Annotated in this window: 20 protein-coding genes; 18 read left to right on the top strand and 2 right to left on the bottom strand. The window is 67.9% G+C overall.

Features of this window, described 5'->3' with window-relative positions; genetic code table 11:
* Positions 1-13: 13 nt before the first annotated feature.
* The 8 genes from dnaX to AC1DJH_RS08005 all read left to right on the top strand — a co-directional run bounded on the left by dnaX (position 14) and on the right by AC1DJH_RS08005 (position 7,536).
* Entirely contained in the window at positions 14-1,933 is a 1,920-nt protein-coding gene (gene dnaX / locus AC1DJH_RS08040; RefSeq protein WP_478185332.1) for a DNA polymerase III subunit gamma/tau, read from the top strand.
* Positions 1,934-2,005: 72 nt separating this feature from the next.
* Positions 2,006-2,338: a YbaB/EbfC family nucleoid-associated protein gene (locus tag AC1DJH_RS08035; RefSeq protein ID WP_007836669.1), complete on the top strand. Its 333-nt coding sequence runs from the start codon at positions 2,006-2,008 to the stop codon at positions 2,336-2,338.
* A 7-nt stretch (positions 2,339-2,345) separates the two neighbouring features.
* Entirely contained in the window at positions 2,346-2,936 is a 591-nt protein-coding gene (gene recR / locus AC1DJH_RS08030; protein WP_435483942.1) for a recombination mediator RecR, read from the top strand.
* A 16-nt stretch (positions 2,937-2,952) separates the two neighbouring features.
* Positions 2,953-3,345 carry an MAPEG family protein gene (locus tag AC1DJH_RS08025; RefSeq protein ID WP_472114927.1) on the top strand — a complete coding sequence of 131 codons (393 nt, stop codon included), beginning with the start codon at positions 2,953-2,955 and terminating at the stop codon, positions 3,343-3,345.
* Positions 3,346-3,541: 196 nt separating this feature from the next.
* Positions 3,542-4,579 carry an ABC transporter substrate-binding protein gene (locus tag AC1DJH_RS08020; protein ID WP_478185331.1) on the top strand — a complete coding sequence of 346 codons (1,038 nt, stop codon included), beginning with the start codon at positions 3,542-3,544 and terminating at the stop codon, positions 4,577-4,579.
* A gap of 56 nt (positions 4,580-4,635) precedes the next feature.
* Entirely contained in the window at positions 4,636-5,451 is an 816-nt protein-coding gene (locus tag AC1DJH_RS08015) for an ABC transporter ATP-binding protein (protein ID WP_478185330.1), read from the top strand.
* The gene (locus AC1DJH_RS08010; protein ID WP_435438095.1) at positions 5,451-6,287 is read left to right on the top strand and encodes an ABC transporter permease; all 837 of its coding nucleotides are present in this window, start codon (positions 5,451-5,453) and stop codon (positions 6,285-6,287) included. Before AC1DJH_RS08015 ends, AC1DJH_RS08010 begins: the two co-directional genes overlap by 1 nt.
* A gap of 67 nt (positions 6,288-6,354) precedes the next feature.
* Positions 6,355-7,536 carry a low temperature requirement protein A gene (locus AC1DJH_RS08005; protein WP_478185329.1) on the top strand — a complete coding sequence of 394 codons (1,182 nt, stop codon included), beginning with the start codon at positions 6,355-6,357 and terminating at the stop codon, positions 7,534-7,536.
* Between the two features lie 36 nt (positions 7,537-7,572).
* On the opposite strand, the gene AC1DJH_RS08000 is transcribed toward AC1DJH_RS08005, so the two are convergent.
* Together AC1DJH_RS08000 and gloB are read right to left on the bottom strand one after the other, a co-directional pair.
* Entirely contained in the window at positions 7,573-9,171 is a 1,599-nt protein-coding gene (locus tag AC1DJH_RS08000; protein WP_478185328.1) for a transglycosylase SLT domain-containing protein, read from the bottom strand.
* Positions 9,168-9,947 carry a hydroxyacylglutathione hydrolase gene (gene gloB / locus AC1DJH_RS07995; RefSeq protein WP_478185327.1) on the bottom strand — a complete coding sequence of 260 codons (780 nt, stop codon included), beginning with the start codon at positions 9,945-9,947 and terminating at the stop codon, positions 9,168-9,170. The genes AC1DJH_RS08000 and gloB overlap by 4 nt, the downstream gene beginning before the upstream one ends.
* Between gloB and AC1DJH_RS07990 the strand changes: the two genes are divergently transcribed.
* The 10 genes from AC1DJH_RS07990 to AC1DJH_RS07945 all read left to right on the top strand — a co-directional run bounded on the left by AC1DJH_RS07990 (position 9,946) and on the right by AC1DJH_RS07945 (position 19,628).
* Positions 9,946-10,722 carry a class I SAM-dependent methyltransferase gene (locus AC1DJH_RS07990; RefSeq protein WP_478185326.1) on the top strand — a complete coding sequence of 259 codons (777 nt, stop codon included), beginning with the start codon at positions 9,946-9,948 and terminating at the stop codon, positions 10,720-10,722. The genes gloB and AC1DJH_RS07990 overlap by 2 nt on opposite strands.
* Positions 10,723-10,761: 39 nt before the next feature.
* The gene (rnhA, locus tag AC1DJH_RS07985) at positions 10,762-11,211 is read left to right on the top strand and encodes a ribonuclease HI (protein WP_435446254.1); all 450 of its coding nucleotides are present in this window, start codon (positions 10,762-10,764) and stop codon (positions 11,209-11,211) included.
* Positions 11,212-11,321: 110 nt separating this feature from the next.
* A complete protein-coding gene (locus AC1DJH_RS07980) occupies positions 11,322-12,257 on the top strand; it encodes a helix-turn-helix domain-containing protein (RefSeq protein WP_478185325.1) in 936 nt (311 codons plus the stop codon).
* 255 nt (positions 12,258-12,512) lie between these two features.
* Positions 12,513-13,913 carry an amidase gene (locus AC1DJH_RS07975; protein WP_478185324.1) on the top strand — a complete coding sequence of 467 codons (1,401 nt, stop codon included), beginning with the start codon at positions 12,513-12,515 and terminating at the stop codon, positions 13,911-13,913.
* Positions 13,914-13,956: 43 nt separating this feature from the next.
* On the top strand, positions 13,957-15,180 hold the full coding sequence (locus AC1DJH_RS07970; RefSeq protein ID WP_478185323.1) for an urea ABC transporter substrate-binding protein: 1,224 nt from the start codon (positions 13,957-13,959) through the stop codon (positions 15,178-15,180).
* 24 nt (positions 15,181-15,204) lie between these two features.
* On the top strand, positions 15,205-16,071 hold the full coding sequence (locus AC1DJH_RS07965; protein ID WP_472114952.1) for an ABC transporter permease subunit: 867 nt from the start codon (positions 15,205-15,207) through the stop codon (positions 16,069-16,071).
* A 39-nt stretch (positions 16,072-16,110) separates the two neighbouring features.
* Entirely contained in the window at positions 16,111-17,205 is a 1,095-nt protein-coding gene (locus AC1DJH_RS07960; protein ID WP_472114955.1) for a branched-chain amino acid ABC transporter permease, read from the top strand.
* Positions 17,202-17,927 carry an ABC transporter ATP-binding protein gene (locus tag AC1DJH_RS07955; protein ID WP_478185322.1) on the top strand — a complete coding sequence of 242 codons (726 nt, stop codon included), beginning with the start codon at positions 17,202-17,204 and terminating at the stop codon, positions 17,925-17,927. The genes AC1DJH_RS07960 and AC1DJH_RS07955 overlap by 4 nt, the downstream gene beginning before the upstream one ends.
* Complete coding sequence (locus tag AC1DJH_RS07950; protein WP_435483928.1) at positions 17,917-18,627, top strand: ABC transporter ATP-binding protein; 711 nt, start codon at positions 17,917-17,919, stop codon at positions 18,625-18,627. Before AC1DJH_RS07955 ends, AC1DJH_RS07950 begins: the two co-directional genes overlap by 11 nt.
* An 11-nt stretch (positions 18,628-18,638) precedes the next feature.
* The gene (locus tag AC1DJH_RS07945; protein WP_478185321.1) at positions 18,639-19,628 is read left to right on the top strand and encodes an acetamidase/formamidase family protein; all 990 of its coding nucleotides are present in this window, start codon (positions 18,639-18,641) and stop codon (positions 19,626-19,628) included.
* The last annotated feature ends 7 nt before the right edge of the window (positions 19,629-19,635 follow it).

The raw sequence follows: 19,635 nt of genomic DNA, 5'->3' as shown, positions 1-19,635 counted from the left end.
TAGAATGCCCGCAATGTCCTATCTCGTGCTCGCCCGCAAGTTCCGTCCGAAAACCTTCGCCGAGATGGTCGGCCAGGGGCACGTGGTGCAGGCACTCGAGAACGCGCTGACCACGCAGCGCCTGCATCACGCCTATCTGTTCACCGGCACGCGCGGCGTGGGCAAGACCACGGTCTCGCGCATCCTGGCGAAGTCGCTCAACTGCCAGGGGCCGGACGGGCAGGGCGGCATCACGGCCACGCCGTGCGGTGTCTGCCAGGCCTGCCGCGACATCGATTCGGGCCGCTTCGTGGACTACACCGAGCTCGACGCGGCCTCCAACCGCGGCGTGGACGAAGTGCAGTCGCTGCTCGAGCAGGCCGTCTACAAGCCGGTGCAGGGGCGCTTCAAGGTCTTCATGATCGACGAAGTGCACATGCTCACCAACACCGCGTTCAACGCGATGCTGAAGACCCTCGAGGAGCCGCCCGAGTACCTCAAGTTCGTGCTGGCCACCACCGATCCGCAGAAAGTGCCGGTCACGGTGCTGTCGCGCTGCCTGCAGTTCAACCTGCGCCCGATGGCGCCCGAGACGGTGCTCGAACATCTGACGAGCGTGCTGCAGACCGAGCAGGTCCCCGCCGAGCAGCAGGCGCTGCGCCTCCTGGCGCGCGCGGCGCGCGGCTCGATGCGCGATGCGCTGTCGCTCACCGACCAGGCCATCGCCTTCGGCAACGGCGAGCTGCTCGAGACCGGCGTGCGCCAGATGCTCGGCAGCGTCGATCGCGGGCATGTGTTCCGCCTGATCGAGGCGCTGGCGCAAGGAGACGGCAAGACGGTGGTCGAGACCTCGGAGGCGCTGCGCGTCGACGGCATGTCCGCCGCCTCCACGCTGGAAGAAATGACGGCTGTGCTGCAGGCCATGGCGGTGCTGCAGGCGGTGCCTTCTCGGGCGGAATCGGCCGACTCGGCCACCGACCCCGACGCGGCCGACACCGCGCGCCTCGCCGCGCTGATGCCGGCCGACGAAACGCAACTGCTCTACAGCCTCTGCCTGCACGGCCGCGGCGAGTTGGGCCTGGCGCCCGACGAGTACGCCGCGCTGACCATGGTGCTGCTGCGGCTGCTGGCCTTCAAACCGTCCCACGCGGCTGCTTCAACAGCCTCCACGGAAAAAAAAACTCTGAATGAAGCTGCGGCGGTCGCGCCGCAGGCCCCGGCACGCGCCGCCCCCGCGGCGCCCGTTGCATCGGTGAACGCGCCCGCGGTGCCCCTTGCCCCGGTACCTGCACCCGTGCCTGCGGCCGCACCCGCACCCGCAGCGGTTCGCCCTCCCGCAGAGCCGCCGGCCTTGGCCGCTCCCGCACCCACTGCTCCCGCTGCCCCCGCCGCCCCGGCAGGCCAACGCCTCTCGGTGGTCGACGAACCCCGCCATGCCGACCCCCGTCCGGCGCCCACGGAAGCGTCTGCCAAGGTCTTCGGCGTACCGATTCGCGTGCAGCCGCCGGCGGGTGCGCGCGACGTGCCGCATGCCGAAGGGCAACGCGGTGCCTTCACGCCCATTCCCCCCAGCGAGGACGGCGATTTCTGGTACGCCACGGTCACCCAGCTGGTCGCAGCCGAGGCCATCACGGCACTGGCGCGCGAACTGGCGCTGCAGTCGCAACTGGTGGGGCGTGACACCGACCAATGGCTGCTGCGCATCGAGCGCGAAACGCTCAGCCAGCCTTCCAGCCGCGAAAAGCTGACCACTGCCCTTGCTGCCATCGGCCATGACGTCAAGCTGGCCATCGAGATCGGTGGCGTCATCGACAGCCCCGCGCGCCGCAACAAGCAGGCCGCCGAAGAGCGCCAGCGGGTGGCCGAAGACGCCATCCTGAGCGACCCCGAGGTGCAGGCGCTGATGCGCGACTTCGATGCGAAGATCGTCCCTGGCACGCTGAAGCCGGTCTGACACCGGACCGATGGCCCGTCTCTCTTATCCTTCCCCACTTTCCAACCCATCTCAATCGACTAGGACCACACGATGTTCAACAAAGGACAACTCGCCGGCCTCATGAAGCAGGCGCAGGCAATGCAGGACAACCTCAAGAAGGCCCAGGAAGAACTGGCGCACATCGAGGTCGAAGGCGAGTCCGGTGCCGGTCTCGTGAAGGTCGTCATGACCTGCAAGCACGACGTCAAGCGCATCACCATCGACCCCAGCCTGCTGGCGGACGACAAGGACATGCTCGAAGACCTCGTGGCCGCAGCCTTCAACGCTGCCGTGCGCAAGGCCGAGGAAACGAGCGAACAGAAGATGGGCAAGCTGACGGCCGGCATGCCCGGTCTGCCGCCCGGCATGAAGCTGCCGTTCTAAGCGGTACATGGCAGACGCAAGCTCGCTCGACGCCCTGGTCGATGCGCTGCGCCGCCTGCCGGGTGTCGGCATCAAGTCGGCCTCGCGCATGGCGTTCCATCTGTTGCAGCACGACCGCGACGGCGCGCAGCTGCTCGCGCGCGCGTTGCAGCAGGCCGCGGGCCATGTGCGGCACTGCGAGTTGTGCAACACCTTTACCGAAGCGCCCATCTGCAACGTCTGCATGGACTCCCGGCGCGACGGCACCAAGCTCTGCGTGGTCGAGACGCCGGCCGACCAGGCCGCGCTGGAGCGCACTGGCGCCTTTCGCGGCTACTACTTCGTGCTCATGGGCAAGCTCAGTCCGCTCGACGGCATCGGGCCCAACGACATCGGCCTGCAGAAGCTCTTCGACCGCGCCCGCGACGGCACGGTGAGCGAAGTCATCCTGGCCACGAACTTCACGGCCGAAGGCGAAGCCACCGCGCATGTGATCGGCGAAGCGCTCAAGCAGCATGGCCTGACCGTGACACGCCTGGCGCGCGGCGTGCCGGCCGGCAGCGAACTCGAATACGTGGACCTGGGCACCATCGCCCACGCGCTGGTCGACCGCCGTTAACACAGCCCCCCTCGACATGACCTTCTCATTGCTCACCGTCGCCTACTGGTGCGTGTTCATCGCCTGCGGCCTGCCGTACCTCTCCGCGTGGCTCGCCAAGGCCGGCAGCTTCGGGCCGCGCGACAACCAGCACCCGCGCGACTGGGCCGCCAGGCAGAGCGGCTGGCGCGCACGCGCCAACAGTGCGCAGGCGAACAGCTTCGAAGGGCTGCCGTTCTTCGTCGGCGCGGTGATCATTGCGCACCAGCTTGGCGCGGCGCAGTCCCGCCTGGACATGCTCGCCGTGGCCTACGTGGTGCTGCGCGTGATCTACCTGGGGCTCTACATCAAGGGCATCGGCGGTGCGCGCAGCGCGGTCTGGGCCCTGGCGTTCCTGGTGAACGTCGCGATTCTTTTCCTCGCGCGGTAAGCGCGCAGGACAAGCGCAGAAGAACGGTTGGCCACGGGCCTCCTGGAGGCCTTCGTGCTTACGTGAAAACCCGCACGGGATGACCCCGATGCAGTGGCGTGATGCGGCCTCTAAGCTCGATTCAGTTCACAGGAATCACAGAGCCTTCAAGCCACATTGCAGGCGCCATTGCAGGCCCCGTCACAGGCACCGTTTCATGCTTCATCGCCGCGCCCTCATTTCAGCCTCCGCCATTGCCGCCGCAACCATCGCGTTGCCGCGTGTCTTTGCGCAGCAGGCGAAGCTGGAGAAGACGAAGATCTCCATCGCCGTGGGCGGCAAGGCGGCGTTCTACTACCTGCCGCTCACCATTTCGGAGCAGCTGGGCTACTTCAAGGCCGAAGGGCTCGATGTCGAAATTTCCGACTTCGCCGGCGGCGCGCGCGCGCTGCAGGCGGTGGTCGGCGGTTCGGCCGATGTCTGTTCGGGAGCGTACGAACACACCATCAACCTGCAGGCCAAGAACCAGTTCTTCCAGGCCTTCGTGCTGCAGGGCCGCGCACCGCAGATCGCGGTGGGTGTGTCGACCAAGAACATGGCGGGCTACACCGGCATTCAAGACCTCAAGGGCAAGAAGATCGGCGTCTCGGCGCCGGGGTCGTCGACCAACATGGTGGCCAACCTCGTGCTGTCGCGCGGCGGGCTGAAGGCCAGCGACGTGAGCTTCATCGGCGTGGGCGTGGCGGCCGGCGCGCTCACCGCGCTGCGCTCGGGCCAGATCGACGCCATCAGCAACACCGATCCGGTGATGACCATGCTCGAGCAGAAGGGCGACGTGAAGATCATCAGCGACACGCGCACGCTCAAGGGTACGGAACAGGTGTTCGGCGGCACGATGCCGGCGGCCTGCCTGTACGCGTCGGCCGACTTCGTCCAGAAGAATCCCAACACCTGCCAGGCGCTGGCCAATGCCATCGTGCACGGGCTGAAGTGGCTGCAGACGGCGGGGCCGGGCGACATCATCAAGACGGTGCCCGAGACCTATTTGCTCGGCGACCGCGCGCTGTACCTCGCGTCCTTCGACAAGGTGCGCGAATCGATCGCCACCGACGGGCTCGTGCCCACGGACGGCCCCAGGACGGCGCTCACCGCGATCGCGAGCTTCGACACCTCCGTGAAGGCCGACAAGATCGACCTCGCGAAAACCTACACCAACGATTTTGCCCGGCGCGCGAAAGACAGGTTCAAAGCCTGACGACGAACGTCCCCGCGACCCGGCTTCGGCCGGGTTTTTTATTCCCCCGTCCGACGATGCACGACCACGCACTCGAACTCCTCTCCATCAGCTGCACCTTCCACTCGAAGGACGATCCCGGCCAGCGCTACACCGCGGTGGCGGACACCACGCTGCGCATCAAGGCCGGGGAGTTCGTGTCGGTGGTCGGCCCCACGGGCTGCGGCAAGTCGACGCTGCTGAACGTGGGCGCGGGCCTGCTGGAGCCTTCGTCGGGCACCGTGAAGGTCTTCGGCAAGACGCTTGCGGGTGTCAACGCGCGCGCGGGCTACATGTTCCAGACCGAGGCGCTGATGCCGTGGCGCAGCGCCGTCGACAACGTGATGGTGGGGCTGCAGTACCGCGGCGTGCCCGATGCCGAGGCGCGCCGGCAGGCCGAGGCGTGGCTCTCGCGCGTGGGCCTCTCGGGCTTCGGCGACCGCTACCCGCACCAGCTCTCCGGCGGCATGCGCAAGCGCGTGGCGCTGGCGCAGACGCTGGTGCTCGACCCCGACATCATCCTGATGGACGAGCCCTTCAGCGCACTCGACATCCAGACGCGCCAGCTGATGGAGAACGAGGTGCTGGACCTCTGGAGCGCCAAGAAGAAAGCGGTGCTGTTCATCACGCACGACCTCGACGAGGCCATCGCCATGAGCGACCGCGTGGTGGTGCTGTCGGCCGGGCCGGCCACGCACCCGATCGGCGAATTCGCGATCGACCTCGCACGCCCGCGCGACGTGGCCGAGGTGCGCACGCAGCCGCGCTTCGTCGAGCTGCACACGCAGATCTGGGAGGTGCTGCGCGACGAGGTGCTCAAGGGCTATGCGCAGCAACTGAGGAAGGCCGCCTGATGGCCCGCCTCGGACTCAACGAACGCAATGCGCGCTTCTGGCAACTGGCGCTGCTGGTGGTCATTCTGGTGGCGTGGCACCTTGCCTCGCGCAACCAGCAGTTCGCCTTCTTCCTGGGCGAGCCCATCCAGGTGGCGGGTCGCATCTGGAGCTGGTTCCTGCCGTTCGCGGTGCCGGCCAACGTGTTCTTTCCCGAAGGACTGAAGGGCAACGCCGACATCTACCTGCACCTGGGCACCACGCTGCTGGAGACCGTGCTGGCGTTCGGCATCGGCACCGTGCTCGGGCTGGCCTGCGGGCTGTGGCTGGCGCTCGCGCCCACCGCGAGCCTGATTCTCGACCCCTACATCAAGGCCGCCAACTCGATGCCGCGCGTGATCCTCGCGCCCATCTTCGCGCTGTGGTTCGGCCTGGGCATCTGGAGCAAGGTGGCGCTGGCCGTCACGCTGGTGTTCTTCATCGTCTTCTTCAACGTCTACCAGGGCGTGCGCGAGGTGAGCCCGGTGGTGCTGGCCAACGCGAAGATGCTGGGTGCCAACCAGCGGCAGCTGCTGCGCACCGTGTACCTGCCGAGCGCGACGAGCTGGGTGTTCTCCAGCCTGCACACGTCGGTGGGGCTGGCCTTCGTGGGCGCGGTGGTGGGCGAGTACCTGGGCTCGGCGCGCGGCGTGGGCTACCTGATTCTCCAGGCCGAGGGCACCTTCGACGTCAACACCGTGTTCGCAGGCATCGTGGTGCTCACCGCCTTTGCGCTGGTGCTCGACGGCATCGTGGGCCTGGTCGAAAAGCGCCTCATGAAGTGGCAGCCCAGAACGGGCGAAACCGAAAAGCTCTAGCCCCGGCGTGCGTGCGATGATCCCGCGCGGTGCGCAGGGCGCCGCAACGAATCCACCGGGGTGAACAATGAATCAGGACCACAAGCGGGCCACGACCTTGCGCTCGCGCGACCAGGCGGCCAGGGTCTCGAACGAAGAACTGTTCTTCGACCTGGTCTACGCGTTCTCCGTCACGCAGCTGTCCCACTATCTGCTGGACCACCTCACGCTGCTGGGCGCGTTCCAGACACTGGTGATGTGGTTCGCCGTATGGCTGGGCTGGCAGTACACGGCGTGGACCACCAACTGGTTCAACCCCGGCACGCTGCGCATCCGCGGCGTGCTGTTCGCGATCATGCTGCTGGCCCTGGTGATGGCCTCGGCGCTGCCCGGGGCCTTTGCCGAGCGGGGGCTGGTGTTCGCGCTGTGCTTGGTGGGCATCCAGGCGGGGCGCACGCTCTGCATGCTGATCGCCATCGGCCGCAACGATCCGCTCACGCCCAACTTCCGCCGCCTGCTGGCCTGGAACTGCGTGGCGGGGGCATTCTGGATCGCGGGCGGCCTGGCCGACGGGCCGGTGCGCCTTGCGCTGTGGTTCGGCGGCGTGCTGTGCGAGTACATCGCGCCGATGATCGGGCTGCACTTTCCGGGGTTGGGGCGCTCGTCGACCCGCGAATGGACCATCGACGGCGGCCACCTGGCCGAGCGTTGCCAGCTGTTCGTGATCGTGGCGCTGGGCGAGTCGGTGCTGGCCACCGGCATCGCCTTCGGGCACCACGCCGAATGGCATGCCGCCGACCTGTTCGCGCTGCTCGTGGGCTTTGCGGGCAGCCTGGCGATGTGGTGGATGTACTTCGACACCAGCGCCAAGGAGGCGACGCACGTCATCGAGCATTCGCCGGACCCGGGCGCCATCGGCGCCAAGTTCCACTACACGCACGTGATCCTGGTGGCCGGCATCATCGTGTGCGCGGTGGCCGACGAACTGACGATCGGCGAGGGCGCGCACCATGCCGAACTCAAGTACCTGGGCGCCCTGATCGGCGGGCCGGCGCTCTACCTGTTCGGCAATGCGCTGTTCAAGCGCGTGGTGCGCGGCTTCCTGCCGCAGTCGCACCTGTACGGGCTGGGCCTGCTGGCCGTGCTTGCGGTCTTCGGGTCGCACCTCACGGTGATGACGGTGGGCGCACTGACCACGGTCATCATGATTGCCGTGGCCGCGCTCGAAGCGGTGGTCCGCCGCAGGGCGTGGGCCGCCAAGGCGCCCTGATACGGCGAATGCAGTAGATGCGGCGAACCGCGGGGTTCAGCGCTGCTTCTTCGCCGGCGTGCCGCCGCGCTTCTCGCGCACGACTGGCTGCTTGCTGCTGGCAGGCACCTTGACGATGTTGGAGCCCCTGGGCGCCGCCGCCTTGGAGGGCGCCGCCGCGCCGCGCCGCGAGGTCGTGACCGTGGGCGTGTGGGCGACGGGCCGGATGCCGGTGCCGACGCGGGCCGCGACGCTCGCGCGGATGGGCAGGTACACCACCACGCTGTAGCCCCGCTTGAACGCGTGGTTCTGCTGCACGTCGTTCCACTCGGCCACGTTGGCGGGCTTGAGGTTGTAGCGCCGCGCGATGCTGGCCACGTTGTCGGCGCGGCCGGCCTTCACGGTGGTGCGGCGGGTGACGATTTCGGGCTGGAAGCTCAGGTGACCACCGTCGGCCACGACCGCCGCCACGTCTTCCTTCACGCGCGCGCCGCGCGGCACGATCAGCGTCGAGCCGGCCTTGATGAGCATGCGCGGCGGCACGTTGTTCATGGCGCGCAGGTCGCTTTCGCTCATGCCCGAGCGCTGGGCCGCGTCGGCCACCGTCATGGTGGTGGGCACGACCCAGGCGGTCCAGCTGGCGTACTGGCCTTGCGAGTAGGCGTCGAAGTTGCGCTGGAACACGGCCGCGTTGTCCCAGGGCAGCAGGATCTGCGGCGTGCCAGAGGCGATGAGCACGGGCTTGTGCGCGGCCGGGTTCAGGGCGCGGAAGTCTTCCAGCCGCACGTCGGCCAGCTTGGCGGCGAGCTCCACGTCGAGGTCGCGCGTGAGCGTGACGGTCTGGAAGTACGGGTGGTTGGCGATCACCGGCAGCTCGGTGTTGAAGGCCTGCGGGTTCGCCACGATGTTCTTCACGGCCTGCAGCTTGGGCACGTACAGGCGCGTTTCGGCCGGCATCGTCAGGTCGCTGTAGGTGGTCGGCAGGCCCAGCCGCTGGTTCTTGGCGATGGCGCGGCTCACACTGCCTTCACCCCAGTTGTAGGCGGCCAGGGCGAGCTGCCAGTCGCCGAACATGCCATAGAGCTTTTGCAGGTAGTCGAGCGCGGCGCGGGTGGAGGCCAGCACGTCGCGGCGGTCGTCGCGAAAGATGTTCTGCTTCAGGTCGAAGTCGTTGCCGGTGGCCGGCATGAACTGCCACATGCCCGCCGCGCGAGCGCTGGAGACGGCCTGCGGGTTGAACGCGCTCTCGATGTAGGGCAGCAGCGCGAGCTCGGTCGGCATGTTGCGGCGCTCGAGTTCCTCGACGATGTGGAAGATGTACTTGTCCGAGCGCGCGGTCATGCGCTGGATGTAGTCGGGCCGGCTGGCGTACCACTGCTCGCGGTCGCGAACCAGGTCGCTTTCGAGGTTGGGCATCTTGAAGCCGCGGCGGATGCGGTCCCACATGTCCACCGGCGGGGCGAGCGTGACGACGCTTTGCGACTGCGCCCTGCCATCGGCAAGCGGGGAGAGGGCGCTGCGCGGATAGACCGGGGCCGCACTGCCGGTGCCGCCGGCCTGGGGTGAAGAAGAGGAGGGTGCGGAGCTGTTGTTCGGGCCCGCGCAGCCCGCGAGCACCAGTGAACCTGCAAGGCAGGTGGCAGCGAAAAATTTCATCGGAAGTCGTTTTTCCATTGGCGCAGTGCGGCGAACACGTCGGCTTCGGCTGCATCGGCAGCCAGCTCGGCGTGGGCACGCACCGCTCGAAGGACAGTGGCTTCGCGGCTGCGAAGAAAAGGGTTGATCTGGCGTTCGGTGGCCAGTTGCGAGGGCAGCGTGGGCTGCCCCTGCGCGCGCAGGCTTTCGCAGTGCGCGTAGTAGAGACTCAGTTCGGCGTTGCCCGGTTCCACGGCCAGCGCGAAACGCAGGTTAGAAAGTGTGTATTCGTGGGCGCAGCAGACACGGGTATCGCCGGGCAGCGCCGCCAGCGCGTCGAGCGAATGCAGCATCTGCGCGGGCGTGCCCTCGAACAGTCGTCCGCAGCCGCCGGAGAACAGCGTGTCGCCGCAGAAGAGCAACGGCGCCTGGGAAGGCGCCGATGGCAGGAAGTAGGCGATGTGCCCGGCGGTGTGGCCCGGCACGTCGATCACCTGGAACTGCAGCCCCAGCACCTCGGCCACGTCGCCCTGCGCCATCGGCGTGAAGGGCTCGGGAATGCGCTCGGTCGCGGGTCCCCACACCGGCGCGCCGGTGGCCGCATGCAGCGCGGCCACGCCGCCCGTGTGATCGGCGTGGTGGTGCGTGACTAGAATCGCGGCGAGCTGCAGCTTGTGGCGCGCGAGCGCGTCGAACACCGGTTGGGCATCGCCCGGATCCACCACGATGGCGTGGGACCCGTCGTGCAGCATCCAGATGTAGTTGTCGGCGAAGGCGGGCAGCGGAACAAGGGTCATGAGCGGTCAAATTATAGGTTTGCACGAGTGGTTCGCGACCCCCCCGGGGCGCTACCTTCTGGCTTGGGAGCAGGCCCAGTTCGACCAGGCGGTGGCCGACGTGTTCGGCTATCACGCGCTGCAGCTGGGCGCCGCCGAGGTCGACGCCCTGCGCACCAACCGCATGCCGCACCGCTGGCTGGCGCTGGACGACCCGGCGCGCGGCGCCAGGGGGACGCTGCTGACCGACTTTGCGGCACTCCCGTTCGCGGCGAACAGCCTCGACCTGGTGGTGCTGCCGCACGCGCTGGAGCTCAGCCCCGACCCGCACGCCACCCTGCGCGAGGTCGAGCGGGTGCTGGTGCCCGAGGGCCGGGTGGTGATCTGCGGGCTCAACCCGGCCAGCCTGTGGGGCATGCGGCAGCGCCGGGCGCACCTCTACCGCAAGCTGGGCGTGGGCGATCTCTACCTGCCCGAGGGCGGGGAGTTCATCGGCTACTGGCGCATGCGCGACTGGCTGCGGCTGCTGAGCTTCGAGGTCGAGTCGGGCCGCTTCGGCATCTACCGGCCGGCCGTGCGCAGCGAGGCCTGGCTGGAGCGCGCGCGCTGGATGGACGCCGCCGGCGAGCGCTGGTGGCCCATATTCGGCGCGGCCTACTTCCTGGTGGCGGTGAAGCGCGTGCGCGGCATGCGCCTGCTCAGCGCCGACTGGCGCCGTGCCGCCGCCCGGACGACGGCGCCCGTGCCCATTACGGGCAAGGTGCACCGCAACAAGACCGGCGAACCCGGCAATTGACAAGACAATGACGCCAACGAATACACAAGGACAGTCGGTTTGAACGAAGTCGTGATCTACACAGACGGTGCATGCAAGGGCAACCCCGGCCCCGGAGGCTGGGGCGCGTGGCTCAAGTCCGGTGCCACCGAGAAAGACCTGTTCGGCGGTGAACTCGACACCACCAACAACCGCATGGAGCTGACCGCCGTCATCGAAGGCCTGGCCGCGCTCAAGCGGCCCTGCAAGGTGCTGCTTTACCTCGACAGCCAGTACGTGCGCAAGGGCATCACCGAGTGGATCCGCGGCTGGAAGGCCAAGGGCTGGATGACCGCGAGCAAGCAGCCGGTGAAGAACGTCGAGCTCTGGCAGCGGCTCGACAAGCTGGTGGCAGAGGGCGGCCACCAGATCGAATGGCGCTGGGTAAAGGGCCACTCCGGCGACCCGGGCAACGAGCGCGCCGACATGCTGGCCAACAAGGGCGTGGACAAGGCACTCGGCCGCCTTTGATGCGCGGCTGACCCGGGTCGGGCCCCTGCGCAAGGGGCATGGATGTTGCTAGAGTGCGCTGCGGCGCCACCGGGCGGTTCCCGTCCCACGGTCACTCACTCGTTCGCAGCATGAACCTCGACTACACCACCGACGCGGTCGACCCCGGCCAGCGCTTCGACTACTGGAGCGACGTGGTCTGCAGGCACTTCATTCCCGCCAAGAGCCTGGTGCCCGACCGCGCGCATTTCAATGCGCGCTTTTCGGTGCGCTCGCTGGGCAACCTCACGCTGGCCGAGATGTGTTCCCCGCGGTGCCTCTGGGAGCGCGATGCCCGGCACCTGCGCAGCGGGCCCAACGAGGACTTCATGCTCAGCCTGATGGTGTCGGGCCATGGCGTGCTGTCGCAGTCGGGCCGCAGCGTGATGCAGCGCAACGGCGACATCGTGCTGTACGACGCCGCGCGCCCCTTCAGCTTCGACCTCGCGCCCGAATCGGCGCTGCTGGTGCGCATTCCGCGCATGCAGTTGCTGTGCCGCGTGCCCGAGGCGCACAACCTCACGGCCATGCACCTGGCCGAGGGCCACCCCATCGCGAAGCTGTTGGGCACCATGATCCGCGAGGCGGCGGTGCTCGACATCTCAGGGCGCGACGGCATGCAGGCCAGCCTGGCGAGCTCGCTGCTGGACATGCTCTCGGCCGCGCTGCAAGTGCAGGCCGAAGGCACGGACTCGGCACGCACGGCGCACGGCGCACTGCTGCAGAGAACGCGCGACTACATCGTGGCTCATCTCGACGACTGCGAGCTCGACGTGGCACAGATCGCCCGCGCACAGAACGTCTCGGCCCGCACGCTGGCGCGGGTGTTCGCCGAGCAGGGCACCACACCGGCGCAGTGGCTGTGGAAGCAGCGGCTCGAAGCCAGCCACCGTGCGCTGACGGACGGGCGCGTGCGGCAGGTCACGCAGGCGGCGTTCCAGTACGGCTTCAGCGACATGTCGCACTTCTGCCGGGTCTTCAAGAAGGCCTACGGCGTGACGCCGCAGACGCTCCTGCGCCGGCACTGAGCCGGCACCCTCCCAAAGATCATCGGCCGGCCCTGCGCCGAGCCGCGCCGCTGCGCGCCGGCCATGCCTTCCGGCTTGCCAGCGCCTTCGATCGGCGCGTGCGTGTCTTGTGCTGAGGCACAGGCTGGCCGAACCAGCACATCGCAATGGCGCTGTGAGCAAAGCGCTCGCAGCCGCCGGCCGATAACTTCGGTACCTGCTCTGGACGCACTTCCAGAGCCCTTCTTCTTCAACCACGACCGGAGTCCTCCCGCCATGTCGAGCAACGATCTGCATTACCTCGAGCTTCTTGAAGTCGGCCGCCTCATCCAGTCCCGGGAACTGTCTTCGGTGGAGGTGACGAAGGCGCAGTTCGCGCGCATCGACCAGGTCGACGGCGCCCTGAAGAGCTATGTGCGCGTGATGACCGACTCGGCGCTGGCCGAAGCCGAGCGCGCCGATGCCGAGATCGCCAAGGGGCAGCTGCGCGGTCCTCTTCAGGGCGTGCCGGTCGGCGTGAAGGACCTGTGCTGGACGCAAGGCGTGCCCACCGCCGCCGGCATGACGCTGTACAAGGACTTCGTGCCCACCGAAGACGGCACCGTGGTGCGCAAGCTGCGCGAAGCCGGTGCGGTCATCCTCGGCAAGCTGCAGCTCACCGAGAGCGCGTACGCCGACCACCATCCGTCGGTGTCGCCGCCGGTCAATCCGTGGAACGCGGCGCACTGGCCGGGCGTGTCGTCCAGCGGCTCGGGCGTGGCCACGGCGGCGGGCCTGTGCTACGGCTCGCTGGGCACCGACACGGGCGGCTCCATCCGTTTTCCCTCGGCCGCCAACGGCCTCACGGGCCTGAAGCCGACCTGGGGCCGCGTGAGCCGCTACGGCGCCTTCGAGCTGGCGGCCACGCTGGACCACATCGGCCCGATGACCCGCAGCGCGGCCGACGCGGGCGCCATGCTCGGCGCCATCGCCGGCGCCGACGCGAAGGACCCCACGGCCAGCCTGCTGCCCGTGCCCGACTACCTCGCGGACATGGCCAAGGGCCTGGCCGGCCTGCGCGTGGGCATCGACACGCGCTGGACCACCGATGGCGTCGATGCGCCGACGCGCGCGGTGCTCGACGCCGCCATCGCGGCCGTGAAGACGCTGGGGGGCGAGGTGCGCGAAGTGAGCTTCCCCGACCCCACGCAGGCCATCGAAGACTGGTTCCCGCTGTGCGGCATGGAAGCCGCAGTGGTGCACGAACAGACCTACCCCTCGCGCAAGGACATGTACGGCCCGGCGGTGGCCGGCCTGGTCGAGCTGGGCCTGGCGCAGCGCGGTGTCGACTACCAGAAGATCGTGCTGCGCCGCCACGACTTCAGCGGCAAGGTGAGGGCGCTCTTCCAGGACATCGACCTGCTGCTGATCCCGGCCACGGGCATCGCGTCGCCGACGATGGAGCGCATGTCGCAGATGGGCGTGGACGCCGATCTGATGGCCGCGATGCTGCGCTACACCTGCCCCTTCGACATGACCGGCAGCCCCACGATCACGCTGCCCGGCGGCTTCACGCCCGCGGGCATGCCGGTGGCCTTCCAGTTCGTGGCGCGCCACTTCGACGAGGCGCTGCTGGTGCGCGCGGGCGCGGCCTTCCAGCAAGCGACCGACTGGCACCGCAAGCACCCGGCGCTCTGAATCTCTTTCCTCCTTTCTTCACATCCCTCGAAAGCACATCACCATGAAACTACGTCACGCGCTTGTCTCCCTGGGTTGCACGCTGGCCCTGGCCACCTCCGCATGGGCCGCGGACCCGCTGAAGGTCGGGCTGATGGAAGACGTCTCGGGCGACCTCGCCTTCATGGGCAAGCCCAAGCTCAACGGTTCGCTGCTGGCGGTGGAAGAAATCAACAAGGCCGGCGGCATCATGGGCCGGCAGGTGGAGCTGATTCACCTCGACCCGCAGGGCGACAACGCGCGCTACCAGGAGTTCACGCGGCGCCTGCTGAGCAAGGACAAGGTCGACGTGCTCATCGGCGGCATCACCTCGGCCTCGCGCGAGGCCGTGCGCCCCATCGTCGACCGCACGCAGACGCCGTACTTCTATACCAACCAGTACGAAGGCGGCGTGTGCGACGCCAACATGATCAGCATGGGCGCGGTGCCCGAGCAGCAGTTCTCCACGCTCATTCCCTACATGGTCGAGAAGTTCGGCAAGAAGGTCTACGTGGTGGCGGCCGACTACAACTTCGGCCAGATCAGCGCCGAGTGGAACCGCTCGATATTGAAGGACATCGGCGGCACCGTGGTGGGCGAAGAGTTCATTCCGCTGGGCGTGTCGCAGTTCGCGCAGACCATCCAGAACATCCAGAAGGCCAAGCCCGACTGGCTGTTGATGCTCAACGTGGGCGCCGCGCAAGATTCGTTCTTCGAGCAGGCCGCCGCCGCCAAGCTGAACCTGCCGATGGGCTCGTCGGTGAAGGTGATGCTGGGCTTCGAGCACAAGCGCTTCGCGCCGCCGGCGCTCAACCGCATGCACGCCACGGCCAACTGGTTCGAGGAGATCGATTCGCCCGCCGCCACCGATTTCAAGAAGCGCTGGCACGCCAAGTTCCCCAACGAGCCGTACATCAACGACATGGGCTACAACGCCTACAACGCGCTGTACATGTACAAGACGATGGTGGAGAAGGCCAAGTCGACCAAGCTGGCCGACCTGCGCAAGGTGATCGCCGCGGGCGACGCGTGCATCGAGGCAGGCGAGGGCAAGGTCTGCATCGACCCCAAGAGCCAGCACGCCTCGCACCAGATGCGCCTGATCGCGGTGGACGAGAAGCACAAGGTCAACGTGCTGAAGGACTACGGGACCATCCAGCCCTACTGGCTCGGCAAGATCGGTTGCGACCTGACGAAGAGCAACGACAAGAAGCAGTACACGCCTTCGGACCTGCCGAAGAAGTCCTGAAGCCCGCGCCCCGAGGACCTTGCGGTGTTCGCCGAAATCTTTTCGTTCTTCTACCAGTTCGCGGACGTGTTCGCGTTCCTCATCCTGTCGGCCGCCGGCCTGGCGATCGTGTTCGGGATGATGGGCGTGATCAACATGGCCCACGGCGAGTTCATCATGTGCGGGGCCTACGTGACGGTGGGCCTGGTGCATGCGGGCTTTGCGCTGCCGCTCGCGCAGCTGTGCGGCACGCTGGCCGCCGGGCTCATCGGCGTGGTGCTGGAGTGGAGCCTGGTGCGCAAGCTCTACAAGCGCCCGCTCGATTCGCTGCTGGCCACCTGGGGGTTGAGCCTGATCGTCACGCAGGGCATGCTGCTGACGGTGGGCTCGTCGGTCACGGGCATCGGCACGCCCGAAGGCAGCTTCGTGGTGGGCGGCTACACCTTCTCGGTGTACCGCATGGTGCTGTTCGCGGCGGCCGTGGCGGTGCTGGGCGGCATCTACTTCATCTTCATGCGCACCCGCTTCGGCGTGCATGCGCGCGCCACGATGCAGAACGCGTCCATTGCGCAGGCCACCGGCGTGCGCGTGGGGCGGGTGTATGCGCTGAGCTTCGGCATCGGGGCGGCGCTGGCCGGCCTGTGCGGCGCGCTGTATGCGCCCACCATGACGCTGATCCCGACGATGGGCGCGGCCTTCCTGGTCGAGAGCTTCGTCACGGTGGTGGTGGGCGGTGCCAACGTGCTGCTGGGCACCGCGCCGGCCGGCATCCTGCTGGCGGTGATCCGCACCGGGCTCAACGGCTGGGGCGGACAGATCGTGGGGCAGATCGGCATGCTGCTCGCGGTGATCGTCGTCATCCGCATCCTGCCCGAGGGGGTGTCGGGCTGGCTGGCACGCAAAACCCGATGAACCGCGCTGAACCACGCTGAACCGACGGAGTCATCTTTCATGTTCCAACTCATCAACGGCCCGCAGACGCTAGGCACCACGCGCGTCTTCTGGCTTCCCTTCCTGGCGGTGCTCGCCGCGGTGCTGCTGTACCCGGTGGTCGCCGACGCCTACGACGTGGGCAACATGGCCTACCTGCTCACCTGGGTCTTCATGGCCATGGGCCTGTGCCTGGTGTGGGGCTACGGCGGCATGCTGTCCTTCGGGCAGACGCTGTTCTTCGGCATCGCGGGCTACGGCTACGGCGTGCTCGCCATCAACCTGGGCGGCGAGGCGGGCACCACCTTCCTGGCGCTGCTGGGTGCCTTGGTGCTCGCGGCGCTGGCCGCGGCGGTGCTGGGGTATTTCATGATCTGGGGGCGCGTGGGCGGCGTGTTCTTCGGCATCGTCACGCTGTCGGCCACGCTGGTGCTGGCCTTCTTCCTGGGGCAGACGGCGGGACCTGAATGGCACATCGGCAGCGCGCGGCTCAACGGCTTCAACGGCATGAAGGACATGGCGCCGCTGAACCTGCCGCTGCCGGGCGGCGAAACGCTGTACTTCGACGGCATGCCGCTCTACTACCTGGTGGTGGGGCTCATCGTGGTGGTGTACATCGGGCTGCGCATGCTGCTGAACTCACGCTTCGGCCATGTGGTGGTCGCGGTGCGCGAAGACCCGCAGCGCGCCGAGCTGCTGGGCTACGACGTGCGCAAGTACCAGCTGGCGACCTTCGTCATCGGCTCGGCCCTGGCGGGCCTGAGCGGCGTGCTCTACACCTCGTGGGGCCAGTTCATCACGCCCGCGAGCATCGGGCTGCCGGCGGCGGCCATGCCGATCGTGTGGGTGGCGTTCTCGGGGCGCGGGGACATCACGGCCACGCTGGTCGGCTCGTTCCTGGTGCTGTGGGCGTTCCAGACCATCACGGTCTACAGCCAGCAGGCCGCGCTGCTGCTGATGGGCGCGATGCTGCTGTGCACGGTGATGGTGGCGCCGCAGGGCTTCGTCATCGGCGTGGTGCAGGCGGTGCGGCGCGTGTTCGCCAGGCGCGGCGGCAGCGCCGTGAAAGAGCGTTCGGTGCACAGCGTGCCCGACGCACAGGAGGTGCGCGCATGACCCCCTTGTTGCAAACCCGCTCGCTGACCAAGCACTTCGGCGGGCATGCGGCCGTGTCCGAGGTGGACCTGTCGGTGACGCAGGGCGAGATTCACTGCCTCATTGGCCCCAACGGCGCGGGCAAGAGCACGCTGTTCAAGCTGATCGTGGGCACGCACGAGGCCACCTCGGGCCACATCGCCTTCCAGGGCGCGGACGTGACGCGCCAGCGCCCGTTCCAGCGCGTGCAGCAGGGCATGAGCATCAAGATGCAGGCGCCCAGCGTGTTCAAGGAACTGCCGGTGCGGCAGAACATCCACATCGCGCTGCAGCACCACGTGGCGGGCCGCGCGGAACTCACGCGCGAGGAAGACCGGCTGCTGGCGCTGCTCGACCTTGCCGCCGACGCGAAGAAGCTGGCCGGCGAGCTGGCGCACGGCCAGCAGCAGTGGCTGGAGATCGGCATGGCGCTGGCGCTCAAGCCCGTGCTGCTGCTGATGGACGAGCCCACCGCGGGCCTGTCGCCCGAGGAAACCTTCAAGACCGGCGAGCTGATCCAGAAGCTCAACGCCGAAGGCATGACGGTGCTGGTGGTGGAGCACGACATGGCCTTCATCCGCCAGATCGCGCAGCGCGTGACGGTGCTGCATTTCGGCAAGGTGTTTGCCGAAGGTTCCATCGCAGAAGTCATCGCCGACCCGCGCGTGGCCGAGATCTACCTGGGGAAGACCCATGAGCACTGAAGTCGTTCTGGACGTGAAGGGCCTGCATGCGAGCTACGGCGCCACGCCGATCCTGCAGGGCGTGGACCTCAGGGTGCGCAAGGGCGAGATCGTGAGCCTCATCGGGCGCAACGGCGTGGGCAAGACCACCACCATGCGCTGCCTGATGGGCCTGCTGCGCACGCGCGGCGGCAGCGTGCAACTGCGCGGGCAGGAAATATCGGCGCTGCCGAGCGATGCGCGCGCGCGCCTGGGCATCGGCTACGTGCCGCAAGGCCGCGACGTGTTCGCGCGCATGACGGTGGCGGAGAACCTGATGGTGGGCGAGCTGGTCGGCGGGCCCCAGGGCAAGAAGCTGCCCGACCTGGTCTACCAGTACTTTCCCAAGCTCGCGGAGCGCCGCAACCAGCTGGCCGGCACCATGTCGGGCGGCGAGCAGCAGCAGCTCGCCATCGGCCGCGCGCTGGTGGGCAACCCGGCGCTGATGCTGCTCGACGAGCCGTCCGAAGGCATCCAGCCTTCCATCGTGCAACTGATCTGCGACGTGCTGCGCGCCATCCGGCGCGACCTGGGCACGACGATTCTGTTCGTGGAACAGAACCTCGACACGATCCTGGACGTCGGCGAACGCGCCTACGTGATGGAGAAGGGCCGCGTGGTGGGCCGCATCGAAGCGGGCCACATGAACGCGCAGACCGTGCGCAACCACCTGATGATCTGAAGGACAACCCCATGAGCTGGCTCGACCAATCGATCATGCACACGCGCGGCATCGGCCGCGAACGCAGCATTGTCACGCATGAACTCACCGAGGCGAAGCAGGGCACCTTCCACTTCACCATCGGCCCGTATTCCAGCCCCGTGATGACGGTGAAGCCCGGCGACCGCATCGTGGTGGAGACGCGCGACGCCTTCGACGGCAAGATAGTGACCGAGCAGGACCTGCCCTCGAAGGTGCTGACCATGCCCTTCGTGAACCCGCAGAACGGGCCGATCATGGTCGAGGGGGCCGAGCCCGGCGACACCCTCGCCGTGCACATCGAGTCGATGGCGCCGCGCGGGCCCAACCCGCGCGGCACCTGCTGCATGATCCCGTCGTTCGGCGCGCTGAGCGGCACCGCCTTCACCGCGCTGCTGAACGAGCCGCTGCCCGAGATCACCCGCAAGATCGACGTGGACGAGGAGGGCGTGTACTGGAGCAAGCGCGTCACGCTGCCCTACAGGCCGCACATCGGCACGCTGAGCTGTTCGCCCGAGATCGACTCCATCAACAGCCTCACGCCCGACCAGCACGGCGGCAACATGGACCTGCCCGACATGGGCCCGGGCAGCATCACCTACCTGCCGGTGCGCACCGCGGGCGCGCGCTTGTTCATCGGCGACGCGCACGCCTGCCAGGGCGACGGCGAGGTCTGCGGCACGGCGGTGGAGTACCCGAGCCTCACGACCATCCGCGTGGACCTCGTCAAGGGCTGGAGCCTCGAATGGCCGCGGCTGGAGACCGCCGAGATGATCATGGCCATCGGCAGCGCCCGGCCGCTGGAAGACGCGACCCGCATCGCCTACAAGGAGCTGGTGCTCTGGATGGAGGCCGAATACGGCTACGACCGCTGGGACGCCTACATGATGCTGAGCCAGTGCGGCAAGGTGCGGCTGGGCAACTTCGTCGACCCGAAGTACACCGTGGGGGCCGGCATTTCGAAGACGTACCTGGCGTTTTGAGTACTTT

The organism is Variovorax sp. 10N412 (genome assembly GCF_056394985.1).
The sequence above is the reverse complement of the archived record's forward strand: the minus strand, read 5'-3'. Positions and strand labels throughout refer to the sequence as shown.

Coding starts and splice junctions, on each gene's coding strand:
- gloB (WP_478185327.1), bottom strand. CDS start 9,947: ATGACCCTTGTTCCGCTGCCCGCCTTCGCCGACAACTACATCTGGATG.
- AC1DJH_RS08005 (WP_478185329.1), top strand. CDS start 6,355: ATGAATCAGGACCACAAGCGGGCCACGACCTTGCGCTCGCGCGACCAG.
- AC1DJH_RS07980 (WP_478185325.1), top strand. CDS start 11,322: ATGAACCTCGACTACACCACCGACGCGGTCGACCCCGGCCAGCGCTTC.
- AC1DJH_RS07990 (WP_478185326.1), top strand. CDS start 9,946: ATGAGCGGTCAAATTATAGGTTTGCACGAGTGGTTCGCGACCCCCCCG.
- AC1DJH_RS08015 (WP_478185330.1), top strand. CDS start 4,636: ATGCACGACCACGCACTCGAACTCCTCTCCATCAGCTGCACCTTCCAC.
- AC1DJH_RS07950 (WP_435483928.1), top strand. CDS start 17,917: ATGAGCACTGAAGTCGTTCTGGACGTGAAGGGCCTGCATGCGAGCTAC.
- AC1DJH_RS08000 (WP_478185328.1), bottom strand. CDS start 9,171: ATGAAATTTTTCGCTGCCACCTGCCTTGCAGGTTCACTGGTGCTCGCG.
- AC1DJH_RS08035 (WP_007836669.1), top strand. CDS start 2,006: ATGTTCAACAAAGGACAACTCGCCGGCCTCATGAAGCAGGCGCAGGCA.
- AC1DJH_RS07975 (WP_478185324.1), top strand. CDS start 12,513: ATGTCGAGCAACGATCTGCATTACCTCGAGCTTCTTGAAGTCGGCCGC.
- AC1DJH_RS07955 (WP_478185322.1), top strand. CDS start 17,202: ATGACCCCCTTGTTGCAAACCCGCTCGCTGACCAAGCACTTCGGCGGG.
- recR (WP_435483942.1), top strand. CDS start 2,346: ATGGCAGACGCAAGCTCGCTCGACGCCCTGGTCGATGCGCTGCGCCGC.
- AC1DJH_RS07970 (WP_478185323.1), top strand. CDS start 13,957: ATGAAACTACGTCACGCGCTTGTCTCCCTGGGTTGCACGCTGGCCCTG.
- AC1DJH_RS07960 (WP_472114955.1), top strand. CDS start 16,111: ATGTTCCAACTCATCAACGGCCCGCAGACGCTAGGCACCACGCGCGTC.
- AC1DJH_RS07945 (WP_478185321.1), top strand. CDS start 18,639: ATGAGCTGGCTCGACCAATCGATCATGCACACGCGCGGCATCGGCCGC.
- AC1DJH_RS08025 (WP_472114927.1), top strand. CDS start 2,953: ATGACCTTCTCATTGCTCACCGTCGCCTACTGGTGCGTGTTCATCGCC.
- dnaX (WP_478185332.1), top strand. CDS start 14: ATGTCCTATCTCGTGCTCGCCCGCAAGTTCCGTCCGAAAACCTTCGCC.
- AC1DJH_RS08010 (WP_435438095.1), top strand. CDS start 5,451: ATGGCCCGCCTCGGACTCAACGAACGCAATGCGCGCTTCTGGCAACTG.
- AC1DJH_RS08020 (WP_478185331.1), top strand. CDS start 3,542: ATGCTTCATCGCCGCGCCCTCATTTCAGCCTCCGCCATTGCCGCCGCA.